Genomic DNA, 9525 nt, shown 5'->3' with positions numbered 1-9525 from the left:
AAAAGACAGCATTATGAAAAAACTAACACTATATATTCTTTTTTTGGTCGCTGCTTACGGATATGGCCAAGAATTAAATTTACCAGTATTCACACAGTATTTAGCTGATAATGATTTTGTAATTTCTCCGACTTATGCTGGTATTGGAGATAATCTAAAAATTCGAGCTAATGGGCTAACTCAATGGGTAGGAATAAAAAATGCACCAGACAATCAATCGGTATATGCAGATTTTAGAATCTCCGACAGATCTGGTGTGGGAATTTCAGCCTACAACGATAAAAATGGAAACACAAGACAGAAAGGTGTGAAATTTTCATTCGCTCACCATATCACGTTAGATTATAAAACAAAGCAATTTCTATCTTTTGGAATATCTTATAATATAAATAGTTTTAGAATTGATATAGAAAATTTTAATACGACTTATGATATTCCAATCCTAGATCCTGCCATCACAGACGATAGGTCAATCTCAAATAATAATTTTGATGCAGGGATTTTATATAGATGGAAAGCTTTTTATCTAAGTTTTAACGCAAACAATATCATGAAAAAAGATATTGATCCTTATACAGGCATAGAACCTAGTCAGCTATTAAACTATCAAATTTATACTGGTTTGGTTATTAAGAGCAAGCAAAATAAGGATGTGGAGTTCGAGCCGTCTTTGTTCTATCAAATGTTTGATAGTGATAAGCGTTCAAGTACCGATGTCAATTTTAAATATCGAAAGTTTAACCGACGAGGGGATTATTATTTCTTAGGAGGGTCTTACCGTTTTCTTAATGACCAGTTTTTTAAGCCGCTAAACCTTGGGCCAATGGCAGGTATCACCTTCAATCAGTTTTTCTTTGCTTATTCTTATCAGTTTACTATAAATGATCTATCAGGATATAATTCAGGTACTCATATGGTAACCATAGGTTTAGATTTCTTACAAGGTATTAGTAATTGTGAATGTACAAAAGGAACAAGTCAAAGTTATTATAGATAAACTGGTTATTATTTAATATTGAAATTCTAACTTATGAAATAGAATATATAATGAAAACAAACTTGTATGGTATTCAGTAATAAAACTGAATACCATTTTTTTTGATTGTGAATTCTGATTTTTAAGGTTTTAACGATTTAAATACGTTTATAACGATGTTATAAAGCTTAATGTGATTTTTAGTGTTAAGTTGTTAGTGCTATTAATCATATTCAAACCAAATGAAAAATTATTTATCCATCAAATCAAAGGCATGGGCAGGTCTCCTCATGGAATTGAACGTAATTAAATTAAAAACCCTACTCCTTCTCTGTACTTCTTTACTCATTTTAGGCGTATCTCCTATTCCTGAATTAAAATCGAATCTCCCACCATTAGATTTATCTGCTGAAGATTTCGCTCTATCTCAAGGTTTAATTTGTAACTCAGACCTTAGGGTACTTACAGATATGAATTCCTATTTAAAAAAACAAACAGAAAACTCACCTCATGTTGGTTATTTAAAACTGGAGTTGATTTCTGAAGAGGCTCAATTTTATACAGATATATATTTTAATACTAATGCCACATCTGGTCTTGACCCTGGCTACGACGCAGCACTTTATGGCGGAAGTCCTCCTGCATTTTCAATATATACAATTTTGCAAGATGGTGAGTCTAGTATGCCATTAATGATTCAAGCTTTAAGTGGATCTGCCATAGACGATGTAACCTTAAGCTTAGGTATTCACGCTATTCAGGGACAAGAAGTAACTATTAGTATCACCGAAACTGATATTACAGAAAATATTGAAATATTTTTAGAAGATAATGTAAATGAAACTTCAACTTTATTAACAGAGAACGACTATGTTTTTACTGTAGATAACGATTTAACTGGAACAGGACGATTTAGTCTTAGGTTTAACAATACTGCTCTTAGTATTGAAGGACCAATTACAAATAACCTCAAAATGATAAGTAATTACAATAATCACACTATTGAGGTATTTGGTTCACTAGACACTGAATCAGACTTAAAACTTTATAATATTAATGGTCAATTGATGTTAACTCAAAAATTAGACATAAGTTCTGATTACCAAACAATAGATGTAAATTATATAAACCCAGGCTTATATATATTAAAATTAGAATCGATATCAGGACATCAGAAAGTACAAAAGTTGATAATAAAATAAGAATCATCACATTTAAAAAATGATTATTTGGTGAAAATAATTACTACTTTTAAATCCCTATGGATAAAAGTACTTTCTTACGCTTTCAAGGTTATTCCAAAACACATTCATTGTTTAATAGTAATAGTTTTACTGAATTTAATCTGTTACAATTTAACAGCGCACCTAAGATTTTAAAAGACCCAATTGAATTCAGAAATCACAGATTAGGAAAACTTGTTGAAGAATTTGTTTTTTATCAACTTCATCAACAAGATAATGTGGAATGGATTGCAGAGAACATTCAAATCCAGAGGGGAAAACAAACTATAGGAGAAATGGATGCTTTGTTCTACTTGAACAATCAGCCTATTCATTTAGAGGTCGTTTATAAATTTTATCTCTATGACACTCTTAATACATATCAGGATCCGCTCGCCTATTGGATTGGGCCAAACCGGAAAGATTCACTGCTTTATAAATTAGACAAATTAAAGAATAAACAGTTTCCTTTGTTGTATAAAGAAGAAACTCAGCAACATCTTAAAACTTTCGATATAGATATTTCCAAAGTCGAACAGCAAGTCTGTTTTAAAGCTCAACTATTTCTGCCTTATAATCAATCTAAAACAGATGTAGAATTAGTAAATAAAAAATGTGTGAGAGGGTTTTTTATATCCTATGAAGATATTTCTATTTTTGAAGAGGCTAAATTTTATGTTCCTAATAAATTAGATTGGTTAATTATACCTCATAATCATGTAGAGTGGTTGACATTTGTTGAGGTAAAAGAAAAAATTGAAAAACAAATTAAAGATATGCGTTCTCCCTTAATTTGGATAAAACATAATGATGATGTGCCAATTGAAAAATGCTTTATAACATTTTGGTAGCTATGTCTGAACACCAGCATTTTAAAATATATAAACCTTATGGTTATTTAAGCCAATTTGTTAATCATCAAAGTAAACGAAGGTCTAAGAAATTATTAGGCGAATTACCTTATGATTTTCCTGAAAACACCATGGCCGTTGGTCGCTTAGATGAAAAATCTGAAGGTTTATTGCTCTTAACCACCGATGGTAAATTCAGTAATCATATTACAAGTTCGAATATTGAAAAGGAATACCATGTCATGGTTGATGGACTTATAACTCCTGAAATTATTTCAGAATTAAGGTCTGGTGTCGAAATCTCAGTTCAAGGAAGCCTTTATAAAACAAAACCATGTAAAGCTGAAATTTTATTAGATACCTCACATATTTTTGAACGATTTGTTCGGGATGAACGTCATGGTGATACGTCGTGGTTGTCAATAACTCTTACAGAAGGTAAATTTAGACAAGTACGTAAAATGACAGCTAAAGTTGGTTTACCAACATTACGACTAGTAAGAGTAAGAATTGGCAATTATAAATTGGAAAATATGCAGCCTACAGACGTGATTCCTATTTCTGATTAGAAGTTGTTTCAGATTCCTCGGCACCTTTCTCTTTGATAGTCACCTTTTCATTATGAAAAACGATTGAGGCCTTAACCCCAGTTAAAAGGTTCCATTCTTTAGATGAGATTACTGTACCTTTATCATCATAAACAATGAATTCGGCTGTATTCGGACCAGACTCTCCTTGGTTTAATGCTACAATATCAACAACATTACGTCCGTCTGCTAGGTTTACTTCTACCCTTCTATAACTTGAAGTTAAAAGTAAATTCTCTTTAACAACCTCACCATTCACAAGTATCTGAACACGATCCCCATCCGGGTATTGATGATCTCTACAAACAATATTTACAAACTTAGTATCTACTCTATGTTCGCCTAAAAATTGATCAGACATTGTTCTTACAATCCCACCTTTTACAGCCTCTTTTTTCCAACGTTCTTCAAATATTTGACCTGGATTTTTCAAGCCATCATTTTCGGTCATTGAAAATGGTTTTTCGGTTTCCCTTATTATAAATCGTTTTTCCGCTTCTTCCTTACTACCACTTGACTTCTCTTCTTCTTTTTCAAGAATAGGGGCTACTTTAACCTTCACTAAAGCTGAATCTACTTTCTTCTTAGATTCTTCAGCTGGAATACGAATCGTTTTATTTTCCTTATCTGTGATTTGTGCAAAAACCGTCGTGCCGCAAAGAATGCAGAACAGAAACGCTATGATTTTAATGGTTTTCACTTTTATTGATATAAATTTAATTTTCGATAAATTATGATACAATAATCATACCCATTTCAAAATAAACATATAATAGCAGAAAACTCTGCAAAAAAACGTTAAAACTTTCCGTTGAAACTAATTCTTAACTTTCTATTATATTCTTCAAAAAGCCAATCCTTATAGTTTTGCGTACTATTCATTATGCAGTAACAATACTGTTTAATTCTATAAGCTATTTCATCTTGAAGGTCTTTGATCAATTCACGAGCTTCATAAACGTCTTCACTATTTTCAATACATAATTGGGAGTGCTGCTCAATTGAACGCTCTATAACGGTAAATGATTTTTTCCCTGCATTGATAACATCCTTGTATTCGGCCTTCACGTCAAAATCTAAATTATAAGACTTTTTGAATTTCACCTTTAATGAATCTGGCATGGTATAAACGAAATCTCGCTCTAACAATTCATCATCAACAATATTTTCTAAATAATAATCGGGATGCTTAAAAATATGATTCCAATCTACAGGCTGATTCCAAGGTCCAAAACGTGCTATGTTGTTACCTAAATCTATAACTTGAAATGTTGTTCGGTCTTTATAAATACGACTCCCACGGCCAATCATTTGGAAATATAAGGTCAACGATCGTGTGGCTCTATTCAAAATAATAGTTTCAACTGAAGGTTCATCAAACCCAGTAGTGAGAATACTAACCGAAGAAAGAACAGCATCTGGAGTGTTCTTAAACCACTTTAAAATTTCTTTTCGTTCTTGTTTGCCAGCGGTATTATCTAAATGACGCACATTGTAGCCAGCTTTCTCAAAGGTGTAAAAAACTTCTTTGGACGTATAGATTCCGTTATTAAAAATTAGCGTTTTTTTTCCTTTAGCTACTTCTTCGTAAGCTGCTAAAAGTTTAGACTGCATTAAACTATTGGTGTATAATGCTTCTGACGATTTAACGGTATAATCACCATTAATTCCAATTTTTAAAGAAGTAAGTCCTACATCGTAATGGAATACATCGGCATTTGCTAAAAACCCATTTTTAATTAAGGTAGAAATATCATCGCCAACAATAAGTTTATTGTAATTATCCTTCATAGGAAGTTTAATATTGCTACTTAAAGGTGTTGCGGTAACTCCAAGTATAAAGCATTTTTCAAAAAACTTAAACAGCTTTCTAAAAGAGTTATAATGGGCTTCATCAATAATAACTAATCCTACATTTTTAAGTTCAAAATCCTTGTCCGACAAACGATTATTCAAGGTTTCAACCATTGCCACAAAACATTGATAATCATCTTGATCAGGCAATGTTTTTACTTTACTGTTTATGACTTTATTTTTAACGTTAAATCCTGATAAGACATTAGAGGTTTGCTTACAAAGCTCAATTCTATGTGTAAGAATTACAACTTTCTTTTGATGCTGTTCAATATAACGTCTTACTATCTCAGAAAAAATAACCGTCTTCCCTCCTCCTGTCGGTAATTGATATAAAAGGTTAAAATCATCAGCCTCTTCTCGCATGACATCAAAAATGCGATTAAGGTCTCTGACTTGATAATCGTAAAGACTTTTTTCGGTAGATTTTTGTTGTATGATATCAGTTTCTGATGACATAAAGTAGTTTTATCATTAGGTTAATTTTGCAAAAATAGCATATTGTAAGGGTTTAAAAGATTATTTGCTCACAAGATTTTAAAACAATGGTACTGTTATTGTGATTCACAATTCATTGTTAATCAAATCTTAAGAATTATGAAAAAATTTAGAAGACATTCAGAAACCGTTAATGCAGGGTCAATGGCAGATATAGCCTTCTTATTACTTATTTTTTTCTTAGTAAGTACTACTATTTCGGCTGAAAAAGGGATTTTAAGAAAATTACCTAGCATTTGTGAAACTGGGAATTGTACTGAAGATATTCATGAACGAAATTTGTTGCGAATTTCTATGAACGAAAAACAACAAATTATGATTGAAGACCAATTGGTTAAATTAAAAGATGTAAAGACAGTAGTTGAAAAATTTTTAGATAATAATGGTAATAATAGATGTGATTATTGTGACGGTGAACAATTTAAAAACTCATCTGATCATCCCAAAGAAGCTGTAATTTCTTTAAGCCATGACGCTTTAACAAGTTATGATTTATTTGTGTCGGTTCAAGATGAGATTACAAAAGCTTATTACGATTTACGAGAGCGCTATGCCAAACACATTTTTAACAAAACGCCAGACCAATTAAGTAAGGAAGAATTAGGAATAGTTCAAAAAGCGTATCCTTTTAAAGTTTCGGAAGTTATGGTAAAACGTTTGATTGAGGAATAGAATCTTTTAGAGGAATGCAATACTCGATATAGATTTTCTTTTTGCCCCACTTCTTAGCTTTTTTTATGTCATTATCCATGTAGATATCTATACGATTTCGCCAACGACGATTCATTTTGTCTTTGACGATAAACAAGCTGTCAAAACCTTGAATTTTCACTTCTGTATTATGAACCAAACCCGAATCAATTAAGTCTCTAGATACGGCAATATATCTTAATCCAGGTTTTAAACTATCTCCAAATGCAGTGATGTTGGGGTTGGAATTAGTTTGGTAAGCTAATGAATTGTAGGCCGTTGCAGTGACCTGAATTTTTTTCAATGTACAATCGTTTTCATCAGTAGTTTTACAGCTATAAAAGCTGATTATAAAGTATAAGATTATGTGAAATTTGATTTTCATAATATTAAATATAGTGAAAATCAAATAACAATATTGTCAATATTAGAGTTGAGAAACACTAATTTCTAAATTTATTAAAATGAAAAAAGTCAGCTTCATAATCAATGAAACTGACTTTTTATAATGATAGAATTTTAAATTATTCTTTTATTATTTTTTTTGTAAAAGAATTACTACTTGTAGATAATTTCACAAAATAAACTCCTCTTTCAAATTGTGACATATTAACCGTATGCGTTCTATTTGATGTTAGATGGCCATTCGTGATTTGTTGACCTAATGTGTTAAAGATTTCATAGTTCACATCTTCAGCTAAATTGTTCAATTCAATTCTTAAATTATCACGCACTGGATTAGGGTGAAATTTAATGAGATGACTTAAATCATATTTATCTATACTCATTGGATTTACCACGCTGAATGTCACCGATTCACTACTTCCAAATTCGCCACCTGTAATAATTACATTACCATTTTCATCTTGTAAATTGTAATTACCGTTACCCCAAAATCCACAACAAATCCCGTCATCTTCTGAATCGTAAATTGTAAAAGTATAACATTCATCAAAATCTGGAATTGTTATTGTTTCTTGATATGTAGTTTCTTCAGTATAAGGAATTATTGGTCCACTCATTACGATTGATCCATCACTCTTTCGAAGGTCCCAAGTAGTTTCATTTCCAAAGTAATCCGTTAAAATATTAAAAACAACAGTAGACGTAGAATAAGCTTCAGTGATTGCAAAATTGAAAACAAATGTGTCGTTAGTTGGATTTTCATCTGTTATCCCATTAGGATTTGTCACGTTTATATTAAATGAATGACTTCCTGGATCTAAATCAGAATAAGTTGGTGTAGCTACAACAACACTTTCACCACTTGCTAAATTACCAGTCCAATTCACAGTAGTGCTTGTTTCAGAATCTAAGTTATAAGATATAGTTGCTGATGTTAAAGCTAATTCTCCAGCGTTAAACAAAGTAACTTCAGGTGTAAAATCTTCACCACAAAATTCTGTATTATTGTTAGCTCCTGCTGTGACTCTTGCATCAGTATCATAAGTTTGAACTGGTGGATACTGATCCAAAACTTCAATTCCCGTGTTAGAAGGATCTAACCATTCTTTAAGACGTGATGACGTAGAGCTTCCAAAATCCCAAGCTACATCAAAACGACCATAAATGTCGTAACCACCATTATCTGTTGTTCCACTACAACTTGCGGTTCCACCAGACAACATGCCTATTAAGTGGCCAGTCTCATTATATAAGGCAGAACCTGAAGACCCTCCTTCTGTAACACCTAAATCCCAGTCATTGACTCTCCACATTTGTGCATTGCTATTCCCATTAAAAGATGTTGATGTTCTAAAGGCACCATCATCATCTCTACTCACTTTCTGAATATCTCCACTAGGGTGATGAATTCCGAAATTCATATTAGGAACTTGAGTGGTTGAACGATTCCAACCTGCCCACACTACATCTGGATTATTGGCAAAAAAGCTTGCATCGTTAATTTCAACTAATTCCATATCAGATTGTGAGCTATTCGCTCTTAAAATCGCACCACTAACCGTTTGGTTATATGAGCCATTTCCACTGTTGGTTGTCGTTCCACAAGAAGGACTATCACTTCTCCAATTGAATCTAAAGGCCCATGACCCTTCTCCTCCGCCACAGTGATTTGCAGTCATAAAATATGGTGTTCCGTCATTATTAGTGTTATTAACTAATGTTCCTGAACAAAATCCACCCCCAGAAACCAACATAGCTGCTGACTTTTTTACATTTTCTTTTATTTCATTAATACCATAAGGATCAACGGCAGGTGTAATATCGCAATCTACATCGTGATTACAAGATCCTGATTGACCGAATGCTTTTTGGTAAGTGTCTGCGGTTCGGTAACCGTGAACCACTGCGCCAACAGTTAGTTTAGCTTCTCCTACGACATGTGCTGGTTGGTAGTATTCTATATAAGCATGATTTCCTTTAATTAACCATGTTCCCAAAACTTCTTCAGGGTTGTTATTATGATGAGTAAAAGGTCTTAGTAAATCATCCCGCTCGTTATTATAAACATAAAGTTTTGCTCCTTCTGGAATTTTAAAAACATCGAACATAAAATTCAATGAATACGCATTTTTGGAAGTATAGGCCATTCGCCAAATACGATCTCCATTGTCTAAGGTTGTCCATTCGCCTACCTCATTGAAATCGTGATCCACATAAATTTCGTAACCAAAACGCCATGGAATTGATTTGTCCTGATCGTTAATTCTATCTTCCTCTTGAAGCTTTTTTAAATTAAATGGAGGAAGATTGTGAGGTAACACGTCAGAAAGTTCAGATAAGCTCCAGCTAGGAGGTTGTATTTCTTTTGGTATCTCTTGAGCAAAAGATATGGTCATAAAAAATAAAAAGGTAAAGAGTAAATAGTGTTTCATAATTTGAAA

General features: G+C 32.4%; 9 protein-coding genes. 5 read left to right on the top strand and 4 right to left on the bottom strand.

Features of this window, described 5'->3' with window-relative positions; genetic code table 11:
- The first annotated feature begins 13 nt into the window (after positions 1 to 13).
- From DFQ11_RS06215 to DFQ11_RS06200, 4 genes are all read left to right on the top strand, one after another.
- The gene (locus tag DFQ11_RS06215; RefSeq protein ID WP_110475007.1) at positions 14 to 997 is read left to right on the top strand and encodes a PorP/SprF family type IX secretion system membrane protein; all 984 of its coding nucleotides are present in this window, start codon (positions 14 to 16) and stop codon (positions 995 to 997) included.
- Between the two features lie 221 nt (positions 998 to 1218).
- The gene (locus DFQ11_RS06210) at positions 1219 to 2178 is read left to right on the top strand and encodes a T9SS type A sorting domain-containing protein (RefSeq protein ID WP_110475006.1); all 960 of its coding nucleotides are present in this window, start codon (positions 1219 to 1221) and stop codon (positions 2176 to 2178) included.
- Between the two features lie 59 nt (positions 2179 to 2237).
- Entirely contained in the window at positions 2238 to 3050 is an 813-nt protein-coding gene (locus DFQ11_RS06205) for a DUF1853 family protein (RefSeq protein ID WP_110475005.1), read from the top strand.
- Positions 3029 to 3619: a pseudouridine synthase gene (locus DFQ11_RS06200; RefSeq protein WP_233487596.1), complete on the top strand. Its 591-nt coding sequence runs from the start codon at positions 3029 to 3031 to the stop codon at positions 3617 to 3619. The genes DFQ11_RS06205 and DFQ11_RS06200 overlap by 22 nt, the downstream gene beginning before the upstream one ends.
- On the opposite strand, the gene DFQ11_RS06195 is transcribed toward DFQ11_RS06200, so the two are convergent.
- Both DFQ11_RS06195 and DFQ11_RS06190 read right to left on the bottom strand, forming a co-directional pair.
- Positions 3606 to 4337, bottom strand: coding sequence for a hypothetical protein (locus DFQ11_RS06195; protein WP_146221505.1), 732 nt, complete (start codon positions 4335 to 4337; stop codon positions 3606 to 3608). The two genes, DFQ11_RS06200 and DFQ11_RS06195, sit on opposite strands and share 14 nt — an antisense overlap.
- 98 nt (positions 4338 to 4435) lie before the next feature.
- Complete coding sequence (locus tag DFQ11_RS06190; protein ID WP_110475003.1) at positions 4436 to 5950, bottom strand: DEAD/DEAH box helicase; 1515 nt, start codon at positions 5948 to 5950, stop codon at positions 4436 to 4438.
- A gap of 138 nt (positions 5951 to 6088) precedes the next feature.
- Between DFQ11_RS06190 and DFQ11_RS06185 the strand changes: the two genes are divergently transcribed.
- Positions 6089 to 6661 (top strand): ExbD/TolR family protein, encoded by a 573-nt coding sequence (locus DFQ11_RS06185; RefSeq protein WP_110475002.1) that lies wholly within the window; start codon positions 6089 to 6091, stop codon positions 6659 to 6661.
- Here the strand turns inward: DFQ11_RS06185 and DFQ11_RS06180 are convergent.
- Both DFQ11_RS06180 and DFQ11_RS06175 read right to left on the bottom strand, forming a co-directional pair.
- Entirely contained in the window at positions 6633 to 6983 is a 351-nt protein-coding gene (locus tag DFQ11_RS06180) for a 3D domain-containing protein (RefSeq protein WP_308425341.1), read from the bottom strand. The genes DFQ11_RS06185 and DFQ11_RS06180 overlap by 29 nt on opposite strands.
- 220 nt (positions 6984 to 7203) lie before the next feature.
- Positions 7204 to 9516 carry a T9SS type A sorting domain-containing protein gene (locus tag DFQ11_RS06175; protein ID WP_110475001.1) on the bottom strand — a complete coding sequence of 771 codons (2313 nt, stop codon included), beginning with the start codon at positions 9514 to 9516 and terminating at the stop codon, positions 7204 to 7206.
- Between the last annotated feature and the right edge of the window lie 9 nt (positions 9517 to 9525).

Source organism: Winogradskyella epiphytica, assembly GCF_003217215.1.
Lineage (GTDB): Bacteria > Bacteroidota > Bacteroidia > Flavobacteriales > Flavobacteriaceae > Winogradskyella > Winogradskyella epiphytica.
The sequence above is the reverse complement of the archived record's forward strand: the minus strand, read 5'-3'. Positions and strand labels throughout refer to the sequence as shown.

Excerpts from the sequence above, each read along its gene's own strand:
- DFQ11_RS06175 (WP_110475001.1), bottom strand. The coding sequence starts at position 9,516 with ATGAAACACTATTTACTCTTTACCTTTTTATTTTTTATGACCATATCT.
- DFQ11_RS06200 (WP_233487596.1), top strand. The coding sequence starts at position 3,029 with ATGCTTTATAACATTTTGGTAGCTATGTCTGAACACCAGCATTTTAAA.
- DFQ11_RS06185 (WP_110475002.1), top strand. The coding sequence starts at position 6,089 with ATGAAAAAATTTAGAAGACATTCAGAAACCGTTAATGCAGGGTCAATG.
- DFQ11_RS06215 (WP_110475007.1), top strand. The coding sequence starts at position 14 with ATGAAAAAACTAACACTATATATTCTTTTTTTGGTCGCTGCTTACGGA.
- DFQ11_RS06205 (WP_110475005.1), top strand. The coding sequence starts at position 2,238 with ATGGATAAAAGTACTTTCTTACGCTTTCAAGGTTATTCCAAAACACAT.
- DFQ11_RS06190 (WP_110475003.1), bottom strand. The coding sequence starts at position 5,950 with ATGTCATCAGAAACTGATATCATACAACAAAAATCTACCGAAAAAAGT.
- DFQ11_RS06210 (WP_110475006.1), top strand. The coding sequence starts at position 1,219 with ATGAAAAATTATTTATCCATCAAATCAAAGGCATGGGCAGGTCTCCTC.